Here is a 19,099-nt window from a genome sequence, read left to right as displayed (position 1 = left end):
GACGTAGGCAAGGATATGGCTTCTCAAATTGATCAGTATGTCGTGTTTGGTAATCCCATCCAGCACAGTAAATCGCCCTTTATTCATACTTTATTTGCTCGGCAAACCCAGCAGTCGATGACTTATACTGCTCAATGTGTCGCGCTGGATGGATTTAGTGAGGCTGCTCGCCACTTTTTTGCACAAGGCGGGCGAGGGTGTAATGTCACCGTGCCATTTAAGGAACAGGCGTATCATTTAGCTGGGCGGCTCACTGAGCGTGCTTGTTTGGCTGGTGCGGTCAATACGCTTAAAAAACTCGACGATGGTGAAATCTTGGGCGATAACACTGATGGTGCTGGCCTAGTGCAAGATTTGCTGGCTCGATCGGTATCACTGTGTGGTGCGCGCATTTTGTTGATTGGTGCTGGCGGCGCGGCGCGTGGTGTGCTTAAGCCTCTGCTTGATCAACAGCCCGCATCAATAACCATCACCAATCGAACCCTGGCTAAGGCGGAGCAACTGGCGGCGCTGTTTTCTTTATACGGCGAAGTGGATGCACAACCTTTTGCGAAGCTAGATCAGAGCTATGATGTGATCATCAACTCAACCTCGGCCAGTTTGAGCGGTGAACTTCCGGCGATTAGCCCCACGATCTTTTCTCCTCATTCAGTATGTTATGACATGATGTATGGTCAGAGCTTGACGGTATTTAATCAATGGGCGTTGCAACATGGTTGTACTCAGGTGATGGATGGTTTAGGCATGCTGGTGGGACAAGCGGCAGAAAGTTTTATGCTTTGGCGTGGCCTGCGTCCGGGAACACAACAAATTTTGCGTGAATTGCGTAAAAATCTAGCTGGTGGGATATGAATCAATCAATCTTATTCTCTGATTTACACCATTGGGATGAAGCGAAACAAGCGGTGGTCTTTTTTGCTCAGCAAAATGGGGCATTAATTGAGTGTCTTGCTGCTCGGCAAGTTTTACAAGCCTTAGCAGCAAGGGAGTTAACTGCCCCACAAGAGATCGTCTGGGCATTTGAACAATGGCGTTTTGACCTAGAGGAGATCGCTGAACAGGCGATTGAAGAGGAAATGTTTAATCTTCTAGGCCAAATTGAGATCACTCGTGAGCCGATTTAACCTCTCTGATATAGTCATTTTTGCTCTGCACATAATTGGCCGCTGATTGGAGTAGAAAAGCGCGTTCTTGTTCAGTCAGAGATCGCGCTTGCTTTACTGGGCTGCCTAAATAGAGAAAGCCGCTGATCAGCCGCTTGCCGGGAGGGACTAAACTTCCGGCCCCGACCATCACATCACTTTCAATCACCGCTCCATCTAATACAATCGATCCCATGCCAACCAAAACGCGATCGTGTATTGTGCAGCCGTGTAGCATCACTTTATGCCCAACGGTGACATCATGGCCTATCAATAAAGGATGGCCATCAGGGTTTGCCGAATTCTTATGGGTCACATGCAATACTGACCCGTCTTGAATATTGCTGCGTTTGCCAATTCGGATATGGTTGACGTCTCCACGAGCCGCGACTAAGGGCCAAATGCTGGCATCATCATCCAGCTCAATATCGCCAACAATCACGGCGCTAATATCCACATAAACGCCAGTCCCCAATTTTGGTTCAATGCCCTTATAGCGACGAATCGAGCTCATAGTTGCTCCTTTTTATAGTCAATCTGGTGTGAATAGAGAGTTTAATCACCAATAAATGGTGAATTACGGCTAAACTATCATCACTTGGTCGAATGGTTAAAAAAAACCTCAAAAAGTCCTTGCTAATGTAATCAGCTTCCCTATAATGCGCCCTCACTGACACGGCAGACGCCGCAAGGCTTTCGGGCCAGTCAGCTAGGCAAAACGCTTCGATGCAAAAGATGAAAAAAGTGTTTGACACTGACCATTATCTCGCTAGAATGCACAGCCTCTTCGGTAAGAAAGCCGAAGCAAAACGCTCTTTAACAATATAAACCAATCAATCTGTGTGGGCACTCGTTGATGATGATCTCAAAAAGATTAATCAATGAACTGAGTGACCAAACGAGACGCAAGTCTTGGCACAGTCAATTCATTATCGTTCTGTTGGAACGATAATAGCTTTGAATTACTAAGGTAATTTAAAGTCAGTATTCATTGAGCCGAAGCGAAAGCTTCAAAAAACTTTTAATTGAAGAGTTTGATCATGGCTCAGATTGAACGCTGGCGGCAGGCCTAACACATGCAAGTCGAGCGGCAGCACAGAGGAACTTGTTCCTTGGGTGGCGAGCGGCGGACGGGTGAGTAATGCCTGGGAAATTGCCCTGATGTGGGGGATAACCATTGGAAACGATGGCTAATACCGCATGATGTCGTTTTCTATAAACGAAGATGACCAAAGAGGGGGACCGTAAGGCCTCTCGCGTCAGGATATGCCCAGGTGGGATTAGCTAGTTGGTGAGGTAATGGCTCACCAAGGCGACGATCCCTAGCTGGTCTGAGAGGATGATCAGCCACACTGGAACTGAGACACGGTCCAGACTCCTACGGGAGGCAGCAGTGGGGAATATTGCACAATGGGCGCAAGCCTGATGCAGCCATGCCGCGTGTATGAAGAAGGCCTTCGGGTTGTAAAGTACTTTCAGTCGTGAGGAAGGTTGTAGCGTTAATAGCGTTATGATTTGACGTTAGCGACAGAAGAAGCACCGGCTAACTCCGTGCCAGCAGCCGCGGTAATACGGAGGGTGCGAGCGTTAATCGGAATTACTGGGCGTAAAGCGCATGCAGGTGGTTTGTTAAGTCAGATGTGAAAGCCCTGGGCTCAACCTAGGAGTTGCATTTGAAACTGACAAGCTAGAGTACTGTAGAGGGGGGTAGAATTTCAGGTGTAGCGGTGAAATGCGTAGAGATCTGAAGGAATACCGGTGGCGAAGGCGGCCCCCTGGACAGATACTGACACTCAGATGCGAAAGCGTGGGGAGCAAACAGGATTAGATACCCTGGTAGTCCACGCCGTAAACGATGTCTACTTGGAGGTTGTGGCCTTGAGCCGTGGCTTTCGGAGCTAACGCGTTAAGTAGACCGCCTGGGGAGTACGGTCGCAAGATTAAAACTCAAATGAATTGACGGGGGCCCGCACAAGCGGTGGAGCATGTGGTTTAATTCGATGCAACGCGAAGAACCTTACCTACTCTTGACATCCAGAGAATCTAGCGGAGACGCTGGAGTGCCTTCGGGAACTCTGAGACAGGTGCTGCATGGCTGTCGTCAGCTCGTGTTGTGAAATGTTGGGTTAAGTCCCGCAACGAGCGCAACCCTTATCCTTGTTTGCCAGCACGTAATGGTGGGAACTCCAGGGAGACTGCCGGTGATAAACCGGAGGAAGGTGGGGACGACGTCAAGTCATCATGGCCCTTACGAGTAGGGCTACACACGTGCTACAATGGCGTATACAGAGGGCAGCGATACCGCGAGGTGGAGCGAATCTCAGAAAGTACGTCGTAGTCCGGATTGGAGTCTGCAACTCGACTCCATGAAGTCGGAATCGCTAGTAATCGCAAATCAGAATGTTGCGGTGAATACGTTCCCGGGCCTTGTACACACCGCCCGTCACACCATGGGAGTGGGCTGCAAAAGAAGCAGGTAGTTTAACCTTCGGGAGGACGCTTGCCACTTTGTGGTTCATGACTGGGGTGAAGTCGTAACAAGGTAGCGCTAGGGGAACCTGGCGCTGGATCACCTCCTTACACGATGATTATCGTGATGAGTGTCCACACAGATTGATATGGTTTAGATTTGAGCATGAAGTGGGTCTGTAGCTCAGGTGGTTAGAGCGTACGCCTGATAAGCGTAAGGTCGGTGGTTCGAGTCCACTCAGACCCACCACTAACGATGGGGTTATAGCTCAGCTGGGAGAGCGCCTGCCTTGCACGCAGGAGGTCTGCGGTTCGATCCCGCATAACTCCACCATCTTTAAGCGTTTTCGCTGAGAATGTTTAAAAATGGTTCTTGATGAATCTTGCTCTTTAACAATTTGGAAAGCTGACAAAACAACAAATTCGTTTGTTGTTTGTAAAGTTCTCAATGTTTATCGAAAGATAAACACCAACAACACATTCAAGTGTGCTTGGTATCGAATAAGGCTAAGGTCTTGTTCAAAATTTGAGTCCGGCAAAATCTGTCTCGCACTCATGTAAATAAACGCGAGACAACTTAGGTTGTTTAAACAACAACCCGAAACTCCTTCGGGTTGTATGGTTAAGTGACTAAGCGTACACGGTGGATGCCTGGGCAGTCAGAGGCGATGAAGGACGTACTAACTTGCGATAAGCGCAGATGAGGCAGTAAGAGCCGTTTGAGTCTGCGATTTCCGAATGGGGAAACCCAGCTGCATAAGCAGTTATCACTAGATGAATTCATAGTCTAGTGAGGCAAACCGGGGGAACTGAAACATCTAAGTACCCCGAGGAGAAGAAATCAACCGAGATTCCGGTAGTAGCGGCGAGCGAACCTGGATTAGCCCTTAAGCACTCGTTGAAGTAGGTGAACAAGCTGGAAAGCTTGGCGAAACAGGGTGATAGCCCCGTAACCGACGCTTCATCGAGCGTGAAATCGAGTAGGGCGGGACACGTGATATCCTGTCTGAATATGGGGGGACCATCCTCCAAGGCTAAATACTCCTGACTGACCGATAGTGAACCAGTACCGTGAGGGAAAGGCGAAAAGAACCCCTGTGAGGGGAGTGAAATAGAACCTGAAACCGTGTACGTACAAGCAGTAGGAGCACCTTCGTGGTGTGACTGCGTACCTTTTGTATAATGGGTCAGCGACTTATATTCAGTGGCAAGGTTAACCGTATAGGGGAGCCGTAGCGAAAGCGAGTCTTAACTGGGCGTTCAGTCTCTGGATATAGACCCGAAACCGGGTGATCTAGCCATGGGCAGGTTGAAGGTTGAGTAACATCAACTGGAGGACCGAACCGACTAATGTTGAAAAATTAGCGGATGACTTGTGGCTAGGGGTGAAAGGCCAATCAAACTCGGAGATAGCTGGTTCTCCCCGAAAGCTATTTAGGTAGCGCCTCGGACGAATACTACTGGGGGTAGAGCACTGTTAAGGCTAGGGGGTCATCCCGACTTACCAACCCTTTGCAAACTCCGAATACCAGTAAGTACTATCCGGGAGACACACGGCGGGTGCTAACGTCCGTCGTGGAGAGGGAAACAACCCAGACCGCCAGCTAAGGTCCCAAAGTATTGCTAAGTGGGAAACGATGTGGGAAGGCTCAGACAGCTAGGATGTTGGCTTAGAAGCAGCCATCATTTAAAGAAAGCGTAATAGCTCACTAGTCGAGTCGGCCTGCGCGGAAGATGTAACGGGGCTAAGCAATACACCGAAGCTGCGGCAATATCTTTTAGATATTGGGTAGGGGAGCGTTCTGTAAGCCGTTGAAGGTGAACTGTAAGGTTTGCTGGAGGTATCAGAAGTGCGAATGCTGACATGAGTAACGACAAAGGGGGTGAAAAACCTCCTCGCCGGAAGACCAAGGGTTCCTGTCCAACGTTAATCGGGGCAGGGTGAGTCGACCCCTAAGGTGAGGCCGAAAGGCGTAATCGATGGGAAACGGGTTAATATTCCCGTACTTTTGACTATTGCGATGGGGGGACGGAGAAGGCTAGGTGGGCCAGGCGACGGTTGTCCTGGTTCAAGTGCGTAGGCTTAAGAGTTAGGCAAATCCGGCTCTTTGTAAGGCTGAGACACGACGTCGAGCTGCTACGGCAGTGAAGTCATTGATGCCCTGCTTCCAGGAAAAGCCTCTAAGCTTCAGATAGTCAGAAATCGTACCCCAAACCGACACAGGTGGTCGGGTAGAGAATACCAAGGCGCTTGAGAGAACTCGGGTGAAGGAACTAGGCAAAATGGTACCGTAACTTCGGGAGAAGGTACGCTCTTGATGGTGAAGTCCCTAGCGGATGGAGCTGACGAGAGTCGCAGATACCAGGTGGCTGCAACTGTTTATTAAAAACACAGCACTGTGCAAAATCGCAAGATGACGTATACGGTGTGACGCCTGCCCGGTGCCGGAAGGTTAATTGATGGGGTTAGCGCAAGCGAAGCTCTTGATCGAAGCCCCGGTAAACGGCGGCCGTAACTATAACGGTCCTAAGGTAGCGAAATTCCTTGTCGGGTAAGTTCCGACCTGCACGAATGGCGTAATGATGGCCACGCTGTCTCCACCCGAGACTCAGTGAAATTGAAATCGCTGTGAAGATGCAGTGTACCCGCGGCTAGACGGAAAGACCCCGTGAACCTTTACTACAGCTTGGCACTGAACATTGAACCTACATGTGTAGGATAGGTGGGAGGCTATGAATCGATGACGCTAGTTGTCGTGGAGCCGTCCTTGAAATACCACCCTTGTATGTTTGATGTTCTAACTTAGGCCCCTTATCGGGGTTGAGGACAGTGCCTGGTGGGTAGTTTGACTGGGGCGGTCTCCTCCCAAAGAGTAACGGAGGAGCACGAAGGTGGGCTAATCACGGTTGGACATCGTGAGGTTAGTGCAATGGCATAAGCCCGCTTAACTGCGAGAATGACGGTTCGAGCAGGTGCGAAAGCAGGTCATAGTGATCCGGTGGTTCTGAATGGAAGGGCCATCGCTCAACGGATAAAAGGTACTCCGGGGATAACAGGCTGATACCGCCCAAGAGTTCATATCGACGGCGGTGTTTGGCACCTCGATGTCGGCTCATCACATCCTGGGGCTGAAGTCGGTCCCAAGGGTATGGCTGTTCGCCATTTAAAGTGGTACGCGAGCTGGGTTTAGAACGTCGTGAGACAGTTCGGTCCCTATCTGCCGTGGGCGTTGGAAGATTGAAGGGGGCTGCTCCTAGTACGAGAGGACCGGAGTGGACGAACCTCTGGTGTTCGGGTTGTGTCGCCAGACGCATTGCCCGGTAGCTAAGTTCGGAATTGATAACCGCTGAAAGCATCTAAGCGGGAAGCGAGCCCTGAGATGAGTCTTCCCTGACAGTTTAACTGTCCTAAAGGGTTGTTCGAGACTAGAACGTTGATAGGCAGGGTGTGTAAGCGTTGTGAGGCGTTGAGCTAACCTGTACTAATTGCCCGTGAGGCTTAACCATACAACACCCAAGGGGTTTTGATGGACTCAATAAGCTAAGCGCATAGAATGTGTGTGTGAGAATGAAAACAGCTTTCCAGATTATTCTCTAGAAATAGAGAGAAAGAATTTGCTTGGCGACCATAGCGTTTTGGACCCACCTGACTCCATTCCGAACTCAGAAGTGAAACGAAACAGCGTCGATGGTAGTGTGGGGTTTCCCCATGTGAGAGTAGAACATCGCCAGGCTTTTAATTTAGCACCAAGCGCTAACCAGACAGCGGAGCGGTAGTTCAGTTGGTTAGAATACCGGCCTGTCACGCCGGGGGTCGCGGGTTCGAGTCCCGTCCGCTCCGCCACTTATTAAAAGTTTTAGCTTGTAAAAGTTACAGGGGTGTAGCTCCAATTGGCAGAGCAGCGGATTCCAAATCCGCGTGTTGGGAGTTCGAATCTCTCCACCCCTGCCATATTTGAACCTCAGCAGAAATGCTGAGGTTTTTGTTTATACCAATCTGGAAAATTAACTGGTCAGCTCTATCCACCTTCTCGAACACATCTGTCTGACTCTGGCCGAGCATTTCAAAAAACTATTCCAAGCCCGACATACTTTGGATACAATGTCTTCGTAATCCGTAAAAGACTGGTTGGCTAGATAGTGTTGTCTTAACCAACTCCATACTTGTTCTATTGGATTCAACTCAGGGGAATAGGGCGGGAGTTTGATGACACTGAGGTTCTGAAATTCATTGGCAATATCTTCTGTGTGCCAGCTTGCACCATCCATAATGACCACTGCGTGACGACCTTTTTCGGTCACCGCGGAGATCTGCCTAAGATGCTCAACCATAAGGTCCTTGTTAACCCAAGGAACGACCATCGCCTCGCCAATGCCTCTAGCGGGACAGACAGAACCAAACAGATACGCATATTCAAATTGTTGTTGCTTCACGGCTCTGGGACGTGTTCCTTTCTCTGCCTATAACCGTGTGGTGGTGTTTTGTTGCCCAAATCTGGCTTCATCCTGAAACCAGACATCAACCCGTTCTAAAGCGATATGTCCTGGGATCTTCAGGATCGTTTCAATTTTATACCAATCTGGAAAATTAACTGGTCAGCTCTATCCACCTTCTCGAACACATCTGTCTGACTCTGGCCGAGCATTCCAAAAAACTATTCCAAGCCCGACATACTTTGGAGACAATGTCTTCGTAATCCGTAAAAGACTGGTTGGCTAGATAGTGTTGTCTTAACCAACTCCATACTTGTTCTATTGGATTCAACTCAGGGGAATAGGGCGGGAGTTTGATGACACTGAGGTTCTGAAATTCATTGGCAATATCTTCTGTGTGCCAGCTTGCACCATCCATAATGACCACTGCGTGACGACCTTTTTCGGTCACCGCGGAGATCTGCCTAAGATGCTCAACCATAAGGTCCTTGTTAACCCAAGGAACGACCATCGCCTCGCCAATGCCTCTAGCGGGACAGACAGAACCAAACAGATACGCATATTCAAATTGTTGTTGCTTCACGGCTCTGGGACGTGTTCCTTTTTCTGCCCATAACCGTGTGGTGGTGTTTTGTTGCCCAAATCTGGCTTCATCCTGAAACCAGACATCAACCCGTTCTAAAGCGATATGTCCTGGGATCTTCAGGATCGTTTCAATTTTAAATTTTTTTAAAATCGTCTTGGATTTGCTGGGATTGACGAGGATGTTTGGAGCGAGAAGTTACCCAAGAGAACCCCATGTGCTCGAGCAGGTAATAGATAGAATCAGGGTGGTAGTGCTGGCCAAATTCTTTCACGATATAAGCGTGGATGTCGGCCCCAGTGAGTCGTCCGCCTAGTGTATCATTGGCTTTATCTTTGATGTATTGGCTCAATTGCTCTCTTTGCTTGGATGTTAAGAATGGTGGTCGTCCCGTTCTTGGTTTTTCCTTGAGGCCTTCTAATCCTTCCTCAAGAAAAGTGTGAACCCACCGATTAACACTGGTTCGGCTGACCTTAAGAAACTTGGCGATTTGGGTGCGAGAGTGCCCATCTTTGAAATGGTCGAGGGCCAGCAGTCTCATTTTCATCTGAATAGATTTCTGCTGGCTTGCGAGCTTTTTAAAGTCGATATTATTGAGGCTGTCCATAGTGAATAAGTTCTATCGTTGAATGCCCTCAATTAGATCATATTTTTTCTTTGATTGGTATGAGATGCTCCCTCAGTTTTTTAATTCACAATCTTTTGATTAGTTGAAATTACCCGCCATAATGCTTGAACTAGAGGATTATCTAGTTGCGAGCGTTTGCAGCAAACTCCGAGTTTGAAGGGATTGATTGGCACAAAGTTTAAGCGCTGAATTTTATCGCGAACAGGACTGTTGTTGATCACCACATCTGGCGCGATTCCCACCCCATACCCTAAAGCAACTAAGCTGACAATCGCTTCATGGCCTGCGATTTGTGCGTAGATATTAGGTTTAATCTTCATTTGCTTAAACCAAGCATTCGCTCGCTCACGAGCTGTCCCCGATTCTGGAATCACAAATGGAATTTCATGCCAATTGGGCTGCTGTTTTTTTAATGCATCGCTAAAGCTACTGCTACCACGCGGAGCGATAATCGAGAGTGGAATTTCACCGATGGTTGCGAATTCAATTCGATTTGGCAACGATTCTGGCATTGCGGCAATCGCAATATCCGCTTCATCATGTAGGATTTTATCGATGGCTTGAGCAGGATCGCCGGTCAATAATTTAAACTCAATATAAGGGTGCTGGAGGCGAAATGCGCTGAGGAGATCCGGTAGATGGCTATAGCTTGCGGTGACAGAGCAAAAGAGTTTTATTTCGCCACGTAACTCTTGGCCACGCTCATTGAGCTGGGTGCTGAATTGTTGCCAATCGTTAATCATACGTACTGCCACGGGAAGTAACTGATGAGCGATCGGAGTCAGTTCAACGCTGCGGTTATCACGCAGAAATAGCGTATGATTTAAATCTTGTTCAAGCTTTTGGATTTGTCGACTTAAAGCTGAGGGGCTGAGATGCATTGCTGCTGCGGTATGACTGAAGTTTTTGCTGCCACACAGATGGATAAAAATCTGTAACGTTTTGATGTTCATAACACAATTCCATGTTGCATCTATTGCAATACTTGGTTGTGAATATATCACTTTATGCAATCTTGTCGCTCACTTAGTATGAGTTTATTCGGTCATATCACACCGACTTAACGGAATCACTTATTAAGGAGCATCCACATGGCAAACTATTTCAATACACTGAATCTGCGTGAACAGTTGGATCAACTGGGACGCTGCCGCTTTATGGCTCGTGAAGAGTTTGCCAGCGCAGCGGACTATCTGGTTGGTAAGAAAATTGTAATTGTGGGCTGTGGTGCGCAAGGACTGAATCAAGGTCTGAATATGCGCGATTCGGGTCTAGATGTTAGCTATGCCTTGCGCCAAGTGGCGATCGATGAGCAGCGTCAGTCATTCAAAAATGCTAAAAATAATAGCTTCAAAGTGGGCAGTTACGAACAACTGATCCCTGATGCTGATTTGGTGATTAACTTAACCCCTGATAAGCAACATACCAGTGTGGTCAATGCGGTGATGCCACTGATGAAGCAGGGGGCGGCGCTCGGATATTCACACGGTTTTAATATCGTGGAAGAGGGCATGCAGATCCGTAAAGATATTACCGTAGTGATGGTTGCGCCAAAATGTCCGGGCACAGAAGTTCGTGAAGAGTATAAACGTGGCTTCGGTGTTCCGACACTGATTGCTGTACACCCTGAAAATGATCCACAAAGTGAAGGGTGGAAAATCGCTAAAGCGTGGGCGGCTGCAACGGGCGGCCATCGTGCAGGTTGTTTGGCGTCTTCTTTTGTGGCAGAAGTGAAATCAGACTTGATGGGTGAGCAAACCATTCTGTGTGGCATGCTGCAAGCAGGTTCAATCGTTTGTTACGAGAAAATGCTGGTTGAGGGTATCGAACCTGGTTATGCCGGTAAATTGCTGCAATTTGGCTGGGAAACGATTACCGAAGCACTAAAGTTTGGTGGCATTACCCATATGATGGATCGTCTCTCTAATCCAGCCAAAATTAAAGCGTTTGAACTCTCTGAACAGCTCAAAGACTTAATGCGTCCGCTGTATAACAAGCATATGGATGACATTATTTCTGGCCACTTTTCCAGTACTATGATGGCGGATTGGGCCAATGATGATAAGGAACTGCTTGGCTGGCGTGCTGCCACCGCTGAAACTGCATTTGAGAACTACCCTGCGAGCGATGTGAAAATTACTGAGCAAGAATATTTTGATCGCGGTATTTTGATGATTGCCATGGTGCGGGCAGGGGTTGAGCTTGCGTTTGAAGCGATGACTGCCTCAGGCATTATTGATGAGTCGGCTTACTATGAATCTTTGCATGAGCTGCCATTGATTGCTAATACTGTGGCTCGCAAACGCTTATATGAAATGAACGTGGTTATCTCTGATACGGCGGAATACGGTAATTATCTGTTTGCAAACATCGCAGTACCACTATTGCGTGAGCAATTCATGCCCAATGTAGGTGTCGATGTGATTGGCAAAGGTTTGGCTAGCACATCAAATCAAGTCGATAATGCCACTCTGATTGAAGTCAACAGCGTTATTCGTAATCACCCGGTTGAGTATATTGGTGAAGAGCTGCGCGGTTATATGAAAGATATGCAGCGTATCGCGGTGGGTGATTAATCTCGTTATCGGTTTTCCGCCAGCAAACACAACAACACCATATAATAAAAACCAACAAGGCTTAGTCTACTGACTAAGCCTTTTTTGTATACGCTATCAGCTAAAATTGGAGGTGTGTTTACCGTGTTTATTTAGCGGCGAGTTTGGCTTCAAGCTCAGCCATTTTTTGTTCTAACTCGCTAAGCTTTTGGCGAGTGCGCAATAACACTTGGGTTTGCACATCAAATTCTTCTCGATTGACGACATCGAGTTTGTTGAGTTGGCCTTGGATGACTTGGCGTACTTTCTGTTCTACATCTGCGCCTAATTCTTTGACCGGTTGTGGCATCGCTTCATGAATTTGCTTGGCGATCTGCTCGAGTTTTTTCGCATCAAACATACTGATTACTCCTGTTAGGTTGGCAATATTCTATGCAATTCAGCCGACAATGTCGTTAGATTCGGCAATAAAAAAGGCCATCGAAATGGCCTTTTGTGAGTGGGTGATGAGAGATTGGATTACAGTTGACGGTGTGCCGCTTTCACTTCATCCATCCGTGCCAATTTCTCAAGATCTTTATCTTCGACAAAGATCGGCAGTGGTTTGTGTTTTTCAGCCAAGTAGCTGTAAATCACTGGCAGTACAAACAGAGTAAACAGAGTACCGATGGCCAAGCCTGAAACAATCACGATACCGATACTGAAGCGTTGAGCCGCACCAGCACCAGTGGCGTACATCAGCGGGATCAGACCGGCGATCATCGCAGCGGTGGTCATCAGAATCGGACGTAAACGTATTTTGGCTGCATGCATGACCGCATCAATACGATTCAGTTTGTTATGTAACTGCTCTTCTTTAGCGACCTCACAAATCAAGATACCGTGCTTGGTGATCAAACCAACCAGGGTGATCAAACCAACTTGCGAGTAGATATTCATGGTGGCCGTACCCCAAGCGAGTGCGATTAATGCACCACAAATCGCCAGCGGCACCGAAACCATGATCACCAGTGGATCTTTGAGAGATTCAAACTGAATCGCCAATACCAAGAAAATGATCGCCAATGCCAAGCCAAAGGTCGCATATAGCGCGCTGCCTTCTGTCACATACTGACGTGCTTCACCCATGTAATCATGGCTGTAGCCTTTCGGTAGCTTATTGCTGGCGAGATTTTCAAACCAGTCGATCGCATCGCCCATTGCAGTACCCGGTGATGGTACAGCACCGACGGTGGCTGAGTTGAGCTGGTTGAAGTGTGGTAAAGAGCGAGGTTCTGCCACCACATCAATGGTTACTAAGCTACCAAGCGGGATCACGTTGCCATCGGCTGCGCGAACATAGTAGCTGTTCATTGATTCTGGATTGAGACGCCATTTACGTTCCACTTGTGGGATCACTTCGTAAGAGCGGCCGTTGAGGTCGATACGGTTAACATAACCGTCCGCCATCATAGTGCTGAGAGTGATACCAATATCTTGCATGGTCACACCGTAAGCACCGGCTTTATCTTTATCAATGTTGATCTTCATGGTCGCCGAATCGAAGTTCAAATCAAGATCTGAATAAACAAACATTGGATTGGTTTTTACTTCGGTCAGCACATCAGTTGCGATGGTAAATAGGCTTTCAAAGTTGCTTGGTGTCGTGATCACAAATTGGATCGGTAAGCCTGAGCCTGCCCCCGGAAGTTCTGGCATCTGGAAAGCAGTGACCGCCATGCCAGGGATGTCCTGTACTAAAGTACCAACTCGGTTGGTCACTTCGGCTTGGCTGGCTTGACGTTGACTCCACGGCACCATAGAAGCGATACCTAATGCTTGGTTGGAGTTTGGAATTCCGGTAAATACCTGCGCAAACTGAACTTCAGGTTGGTTGGATAAGATATCATTGACATCCGCCATGGTATTAGCCAGATAATCTAGGTTCGCATTTGACGGGCCTGTACCCATCAGCATCAATACCCCTTTATCCTCTGCTGGCGCTAATTCACTTGGAATAAACTTAAACAGCATAGGTAGGCTAGCAAATACGATCAACGCAAAACCAATCACTACTGGGCGATGAGCCATAACCGCTTGTAACATACCTTCATAGCGTGCCGTCATGCGATCGAGCAGATGGTGTACTTTGAGTTCAAATTTGTTTGGGGCTTCATTAGCCTTGAGCATTTTTGAACACATCATCGGCGACAAAGTCAACGCGATAATACCAGAGACAAACACCGCCCCGGCCAGAGTGAGTGCGAACTCTTTAAACAGCGCACCGGTAATGCCGCCCATTAACGCAATCGGAGCATACACCGCACCTAAGGTCAGCGTCATGGCGATAACAGGGATGGCGATCTCGCGGGTACCAATGATTGCAGCACGGAAAGGTGATTCGCCTTCTTTGACATGACGGTCAACGTTCTCTAGCACCACGATCGCATCGTCAACCACCAGACCGATAGCCAACACCATCGCGAGCAGAGTCATCAAGTTCCAAGAGAAGCCCATCATCTGCATTACCATTGCCACCCCAATCAGAGAAAGTGGAATAGTGACAATCGGGATCAGTACCGCACGCAGAGAACCCAAGAACAGGGTAATCACGATTAGTACGATAATGGCAGCTTCAATGATGGTTTTGATTACTTCATGGATGGATTCGTTGATCGCAACCGTTGAGTCATACAACACGCTCATTTGGATATTACTTGGCATGTTTTTGCGTAGCTCAGGCAGGATCTCCAACACATCTTTGGCAATATTGATCGGGTTGGCACTTGGTGCCGCACTGACTGCCGCAACGACCGCTTCACGACCGTTGGCGCTGGCCCGATAAGAGTCATGGCTTTTTTCTAAGGTGACTTTCGCAATATCACCAAGACGGGTAACGTTGCCTTTTTCTGCCTTAACCACCAGATTTTCCAACTCTTCTACGTTGGAAACTTGGGTATCAACACTGCCGTTATATAGCACGAATTCACCAATCGCTTGACCCGTTGCGGATTGGTAGTTATTGGCATTAAGCACACTCATCACATCAGATGCTGACAGGCTAAGTGCTGCCATTTTGGCTGGATCTAACCAGACACGTAGTGCGTATTGCATACCGCCATACAGGTCGATACTGGAAAGACCATTCACCGCATAAAACTGTGGGTTAACCACTCGCACTAAGTAGTCAGTGATCTGGCTAGAAGATAACTCTTCACTGGTAAAACCAATGTACATTACAGCGGTGGTTGAACCGGTTGACATGGTGACCGTAGGGTCTTCTGCTTCACCAGGCAACTGCGAGCGCACTGAGTTGGTTTTGGCCAATACATCTGACAATGCAGCGTTAGGATCGGTATTGAGCTTCATCGTAACCGTAATGGTCGAGCTGCCTAACACCGACTGTGAGGTCATATAGTCAATATTATCGGCTTGTGCGACGGCTTGCTCCAATGGCTGGGTAATAAAACCTTGGATCAAATCAGCGCTGGCACCGTAATAACTGGTGCTTACCGTGATTACGGTATTGGTCATTTCAGGGTATTCACGCACCTGCATTTTGAAAATCGCTTGCAGACCAAGCAACACAATCAAAAAGCTGATCGATACCGCTAAAACAGGACGTTTTATAAAAACATCAGTAAAGCGCATGATGCCTCCGCTTACAGCATTGGGGTTTCTGTTGGTACTTTGGTCGCATCACTTTCGACAATACGAACTTTAGCACCATTACTTAGACGAACTTGACCAGTAGTGACTACTACATCGCCCGGTTTGACACCTTCCAGGATATGCGCAATTGACTCTGAACGTTCGCCGACTTTTACCACATGTTGCTGCACGCGTTGCTCACCATTTTCTTCGGCCACAAGGTAAACATTGTCACCATACAGGGTATAGGTAATGGCAGTTTGTGGCAGAGTCACTTGGTTCTCTAGTTTCGGCAGAATGATGTTGGCGCGGGCAAACATACCGCTACGTAACTTACCATCACTATTCGGGATATCCGCTTGGACTTGGATCAAGCCACTCTGCACGCTAACGGCTGGCTCAATCGCAGAGATTGAACCTTTAAATGAATCTTGTGGATAAGAATCGACGATGATATCGACCTCTTGATCCATTGAAATCCGCGAAATATCGGTTTGTGGCACAGTGAAGCGCAGGCGCATCACGCTGGTATCTTCCAGACGAACAATATCGGTACCAGGTTGTAGATATTGGCCTAAAAACACATTACGGATCCCGATCACACCCGCAAACGGTGCTTTGATTTCGCGGCGCGCAATGCTGGCTTTCAAGCCTTCAATGTCAGCGGCCAGTGCGTAGTAGTTCGCTTCCGCTTCATCGTAGGCTTCTTTAGAAATTGAGCCCTTGGCAAATAAGCCTTTGTAACGCTCATACTTCGCCTTGGCGGCTGGCAGACGAGCTTCTGAGCTTTTTAGGTTGGCTTTTTCCACCGAAGAGTCAAGTAACACCAGTGGTTGCTGGTTTGCCACCTGAGTGCCTGATTCAAATAGAATTTGGCTAATTACGCCAGAGCTTTCGCTGGTCAGAGTCACGCCTTGGTTAGGTTCAATGAAGCCAATTGCTTCAATCACTGGCACCCAATCAACCGAGTTAACTGTAGTCACTGTCACCGGAAATTCGGATTCAGGACGATTGGCCAAATACTCGGCAATTTTCTGTTGTTTAAACAGGTTGAAGCCTATCACACTGCCGAACAGCAGGGTCGCGATAAGCAACATAAAGAATGTCCACTTTTTCATTCTGGTGCGAACTCCAAATTAGTGTTGAGTAATAGCATTACAACTAGATCCAATCATAGCATCGAGAGCCAAATCATCCAGTTGATAAAACCTAAAGCATATTGACAAGCAAGAGCCAGTGATTTCAAAACTCAGCACCCAAAATGGCGGTCGAGATATTTGAAAAGTCCCTGCGGTGGTTTTCCTTGGTCAAATCACCTTCGACTTGGGCACGCATTCTCTACCCTAGTTCCCTTGTGTAGCAACAACTTATTGATAAACCGTCATACTGTACGCTATTACGCATAATGTCACACCAAGCATTAACCACCGAGAATGGTCAGCTAATTAAGACATCAGGTTTATCGGCCAGTGAACGTTTGCTTATTATAGCGGCTAACCCCCCTGTTTTGCAATACACTTGTGCAGCAAAGTTTAAGGCAGATGGTTTCTTTGTTGGTGATCTGGGGTGAGCAGATTATGATGAGCGGCTAAATAGATAGGATTGAAATCGCTATGAAGTTAAACCCAAGACAAGATGAAGCGGTCAAATATGTTTCCGGACCCTGCTTAGTCCTTGCGGGGGCTGGTTCGGGCAAAACGCGGGTTATCACCAATAAAATCGCTTATTTGGTGCAGCAATGTGGCTATAAGGCGCGCAATATTGCGGCGGTCACTTTTACCAATAAAGCGGCACGCGAAATGAAAGATCGCGTGGCACAAACGCTGGGTAAAGCGGAATCACGAGGCTTAATGGTCTCTACTTTTCATACCTTAGGTTTGAATATTATTCGTCGTGAATTCAAAGCGCTGGGCTTAAAAGCAGGATTTTCATTATTTGATGATCAAGATCAGTTGGCACTACTCAAAGAGTTGACCGAACAGCAGCTCGATGGCGATAAAGACTTGCTGCGCCAACTGCTGAGCACGATTTCTAATTGGAAAAATGACATGCTTACCCCGCAGCAGGCGATGGCGCGGGCGCAAGGCGAACAGCAGCAACTGTTTGCGCACTGTTTTGAACGTTATCAAAAACAGATGCAGGCTTATAACGCACTGGATTTTGATGATCTGATTTTACTGCCAGTATTGCTGCTGCGCAGTAGTGAAGAGGTACGTCAGCGTTGGCAAAATCGGATCCGCTATCTGTTAGTTGATGAATATCAAGATACCAATACCAGTCAGTATGAATTGGTAAAACTGTTGGTAGGAGAGCGTGGCCGTTTAACTGTGGTCGGTGATGATGATCAGTCGATTTACTCATGGCGCGGCGCCAAGCCACAAAACCTAGTGTTGCTAGGTGAAGATTTTACCAATTTAAAATTGGTAAAATTGGAGCAAAATTATCGATCAACGCGGCGTATTTTGCGTGCGGCGAATATCTTGATTGCTAATAACCCACACGTCTATCAAAAAGCACTATTTTCGGAGTTGGTGGAGGGCGAACAACTCAAAGTTATTCTCGCCAACAATGACGATCATGAAGCAGAGCGAGTGACCGCAGAGATTATCGCGCATAAGTTTCTCAACCGTACCGAATATCGGGATTACGCAATCTTGTATCGTGGTAATCATCAATCGCGCCTAATTGAAAAGTCGCTCACCCAAAACCGAGTGCCCTATAAGTTATCGGGTGGCACCTCTTTTTTTGCACGAGCGGAAATTAAAGACATCATGGCTTACCTACGTGTGCTGGTGAACCCGGATGATGACAACGCTTTTTTACGCATCGTGAATACCCCAAAGCGCGAGATTGGCCCGGCGACCTTAGAAAAACTCGGCAGCTACGCCAATATGCGCGGTAAGAGCCTGCTAGCTGCCAGCTTTGAATTGGGTTTAGAGCAGCATCTTACTGGGCGTGGACTCGATAATTTACGCCGTTTTAGCGAGTGGTTGGTGGCAGTGGCTGATAACGCACAGCGTGGCGATAGTATTGAGGCCGTGCGCGCATTGGTGCGTGATATTCATTATGAAGACTGGTTGTATGAAACCTCCGCCAGCCCTAAAGCGGCGGAAATGCGCATGAAAAACGTCTCTGATCTTTATTCATGGATTGTGGCCGACTTGTCCGGCGATAACCCGGATCAACAACCGAAAACCCTTAAAGAAGTGGTCCAGCGTTTGACCTTGCGCGACATGATGGAGCGCGGTGAAGAGAACGATGATAGCGATGCCGTACAATTGATGACGCTGCACGCATCAAAAGGGCTGGAGTTTCCTTACGTGTATCTGATGGGAGCGGAAGAGGGCATTTTGCCGCACCAAACCAGTATTGATGAGGAAAATGTCGAAGAGGAACGCCGCTTAATGTATGTCGGCATCACTCGTGCACAGCGTGAGCTGACCTTTATGGTGTGTAAAGAGCGTCGCCAGTTTGGTGAGCTGATCAAGCCGCAGCACAGCCGTTTTCTCGATGAGTTACCACAAGATGATATTGAGTGGGAACTCAAGAAAAAGCCGGTCAGTCAACAAGAGCGAATGGCCAAGGGCCAAGCACATATTGCCAATTTACGCGCGATGTTTAAGAAATAATTGCTACTGGTTATCGATTGGAAAATCCA

At 47.8% G+C, this 19,099-nt stretch carries 10 protein-coding genes, 4 tRNA genes, 3 rRNA genes and 1 pseudogene; 11 read left to right on the top strand and 7 right to left on the bottom strand.

Going from position 1 to position 19,099, the window contains the following annotated elements; all coding sequences use genetic code 11:
* Positions 1-15 precede the first annotated feature (15 nt).
* Together aroE and G7083_RS05920 are read left to right on the top strand one after the other, a co-directional pair.
* Positions 16-852, top strand: coding sequence for a shikimate dehydrogenase (aroE, locus tag G7083_RS05925; RefSeq protein WP_166013964.1), 837 nt, complete (start codon positions 16-18; stop codon positions 850-852).
* Complete coding sequence (locus tag G7083_RS05920) at positions 849-1,124, top strand: DUF1488 domain-containing protein (RefSeq protein ID WP_166013963.1); 276 nt, start codon at positions 849-851, stop codon at positions 1,122-1,124. The genes aroE and G7083_RS05920 overlap by 4 nt, the downstream gene beginning before the upstream one ends.
* Here the strand turns inward: G7083_RS05920 and G7083_RS05915 are convergent.
* Positions 1,105-1,656, bottom strand: coding sequence for a gamma carbonic anhydrase family protein (locus G7083_RS05915; protein WP_166013962.1), 552 nt, complete (start codon positions 1,654-1,656; stop codon positions 1,105-1,107). The genes G7083_RS05920 and G7083_RS05915 overlap by 20 nt on opposite strands.
* Before the next feature lie 508 nt (positions 1,657-2,164).
* Here G7083_RS05915 and G7083_RS05910 point away from each other — a divergent pair.
* From G7083_RS05910 to G7083_RS05880, 7 genes are all read left to right on the top strand, one after another.
* Positions 2,165-3,722 (top strand): 16S ribosomal RNA (locus tag G7083_RS05910).
* A 62-nt stretch (positions 3,723-3,784) separates the two neighbouring features.
* A tRNA-Ile gene (locus G7083_RS05905) sits at positions 3,785-3,861 on the top strand.
* 8 nt (positions 3,862-3,869) lie between these two features.
* Positions 3,870-3,945 (top strand) — tRNA-Ala (locus G7083_RS05900).
* Positions 3,946-4,231: 286 nt separating this feature from the next.
* Positions 4,232-7,118, top strand: a 23S ribosomal RNA gene (locus G7083_RS05895).
* A gap of 111 nt (positions 7,119-7,229) precedes the next feature.
* Positions 7,230-7,345, top strand: a 5S ribosomal RNA gene (gene rrf, locus G7083_RS05890).
* The 16S, 23S and 5S rRNA genes sit together here with 4 tRNA genes alongside, the layout of an rRNA operon.
* Positions 7,346-7,378: 33 nt before the next feature.
* Positions 7,379-7,455 (top strand) — tRNA-Asp (locus tag G7083_RS05885).
* Positions 7,456-7,486: 31 nt separating this feature from the next.
* Positions 7,487-7,563 (top strand) — tRNA-Trp (locus G7083_RS05880).
* Between the two features lie 53 nt (positions 7,564-7,616).
* On the opposite strand, the pseudogene G7083_RS05875 reads toward G7083_RS05880, so the two are convergent.
* The 3 genes and pseudogenes from G7083_RS05875 to ilvY all read right to left on the bottom strand — a co-directional run.
* Positions 7,617-8,186 (bottom strand): annotated as a pseudogene (locus tag G7083_RS05875) (IS630 family transposase); the annotation flags it as partial.
* 13 nt (positions 8,187-8,199) lie between these two features.
* Positions 8,200-9,235 (bottom strand): IS630 family transposase gene (locus G7083_RS15095; protein ID WP_240911899.1). Its coding sequence is split into 2 segments (ribosomal slippage): positions 8,200-8,775 and positions 8,777-9,235, totalling 1,035 coding nucleotides; the frame shifts between segments, so codons are not numbered across the junction.
* An 80-nt stretch (positions 9,236-9,315) separates the two neighbouring features.
* Positions 9,316-10,209: an HTH-type transcriptional activator IlvY gene (gene ilvY / locus G7083_RS05855; RefSeq protein ID WP_166013960.1), complete on the bottom strand. Its 894-nt coding sequence runs from the start codon at positions 10,207-10,209 to the stop codon at positions 9,316-9,318.
* Between the two features lie 138 nt (positions 10,210-10,347).
* On the opposite strand from ilvY, the gene ilvC reads away from it, so the two are divergent.
* Positions 10,348-11,832 (top strand): ketol-acid reductoisomerase, encoded by a 1,485-nt coding sequence (gene ilvC / locus G7083_RS05850; RefSeq protein WP_166013959.1) that lies wholly within the window; start codon positions 10,348-10,350, stop codon positions 11,830-11,832.
* A gap of 127 nt (positions 11,833-11,959) precedes the next feature.
* On the opposite strand, the gene G7083_RS05845 is transcribed toward ilvC, so the two are convergent.
* From G7083_RS05845 to G7083_RS05835, 3 genes are all read right to left on the bottom strand, one after another.
* Entirely contained in the window at positions 11,960-12,211 is a 252-nt protein-coding gene (locus tag G7083_RS05845; protein WP_166013958.1) for an accessory factor UbiK family protein, read from the bottom strand.
* 119 nt (positions 12,212-12,330) lie between these two features.
* Positions 12,331-15,441, bottom strand: a complete 3,111-nt coding sequence (gene vexB, locus G7083_RS05840; protein ID WP_166013957.1) for a multidrug efflux RND transporter permease subunit VexB — start codon at positions 15,439-15,441, stop codon at positions 12,331-12,333.
* 11 nt (positions 15,442-15,452) lie between these two features.
* Positions 15,453-16,559 (bottom strand): efflux RND transporter periplasmic adaptor subunit, encoded by a 1,107-nt coding sequence (locus tag G7083_RS05835; protein WP_166013956.1) that lies wholly within the window; start codon positions 16,557-16,559, stop codon positions 15,453-15,455.
* A 495-nt stretch (positions 16,560-17,054) separates the two neighbouring features.
* Here G7083_RS05835 and rep point away from each other — a divergent pair, with 495 nt between their 5' ends.
* Positions 17,055-19,070: a DNA helicase Rep gene (rep, locus tag G7083_RS05830; protein WP_166013955.1), complete on the top strand. Its 2,016-nt coding sequence runs from the start codon at positions 17,055-17,057 to the stop codon at positions 19,068-19,070.
* The last annotated feature ends 29 nt before the right edge of the window (positions 19,071-19,099 follow it).

Source organism: Vibrio sp. HDW18 (assembly GCF_011306175.1).
GTDB classification, from domain to species: domain Bacteria; phylum Pseudomonadota; class Gammaproteobacteria; order Enterobacterales; family Vibrionaceae; genus Vibrio; species Vibrio chanodichtyis.
Note: the sequence above shows the minus strand (reverse complement) of the source record. Positions and strands in the feature narration are given on the sequence as shown.

Bases quoted from the DNA above. Each gene is read 5' to 3' on its own strand.
- aroE (WP_166013964.1), top strand. From the start codon at position 16: ATGGCTTCTCAAATTGATCAGTATGTCGTGTTTGGTAATCCCATCCAG.
- G7083_RS05920 (WP_166013963.1), top strand. From the start codon at position 849: ATGAATCAATCAATCTTATTCTCTGATTTACACCATTGGGATGAAGCG.
- G7083_RS05915 (WP_166013962.1), bottom strand. From the start codon at position 1,656: ATGAGCTCGATTCGTCGCTATAAGGGCATTGAACCAAAATTGGGGACT.
- ilvY (WP_166013960.1), bottom strand. From the start codon at position 10,209: ATGAACATCAAAACGTTACAGATTTTTATCCATCTGTGTGGCAGCAAA.
- ilvC (WP_166013959.1), top strand. From the start codon at position 10,348: ATGGCAAACTATTTCAATACACTGAATCTGCGTGAACAGTTGGATCAA.
- G7083_RS05845 (WP_166013958.1), bottom strand. From the start codon at position 12,211: ATGTTTGATGCGAAAAAACTCGAGCAGATCGCCAAGCAAATTCATGAA.
- vexB (WP_166013957.1), bottom strand. From the start codon at position 15,441: ATGCGCTTTACTGATGTTTTTATAAAACGTCCTGTTTTAGCGGTATCG.
- G7083_RS05835 (WP_166013956.1), bottom strand. From the start codon at position 16,559: ATGAAAAAGTGGACATTCTTTATGTTGCTTATCGCGACCCTGCTGTTC.
- rep (WP_166013955.1), top strand. From the start codon at position 17,055: ATGAAGTTAAACCCAAGACAAGATGAAGCGGTCAAATATGTTTCCGGA.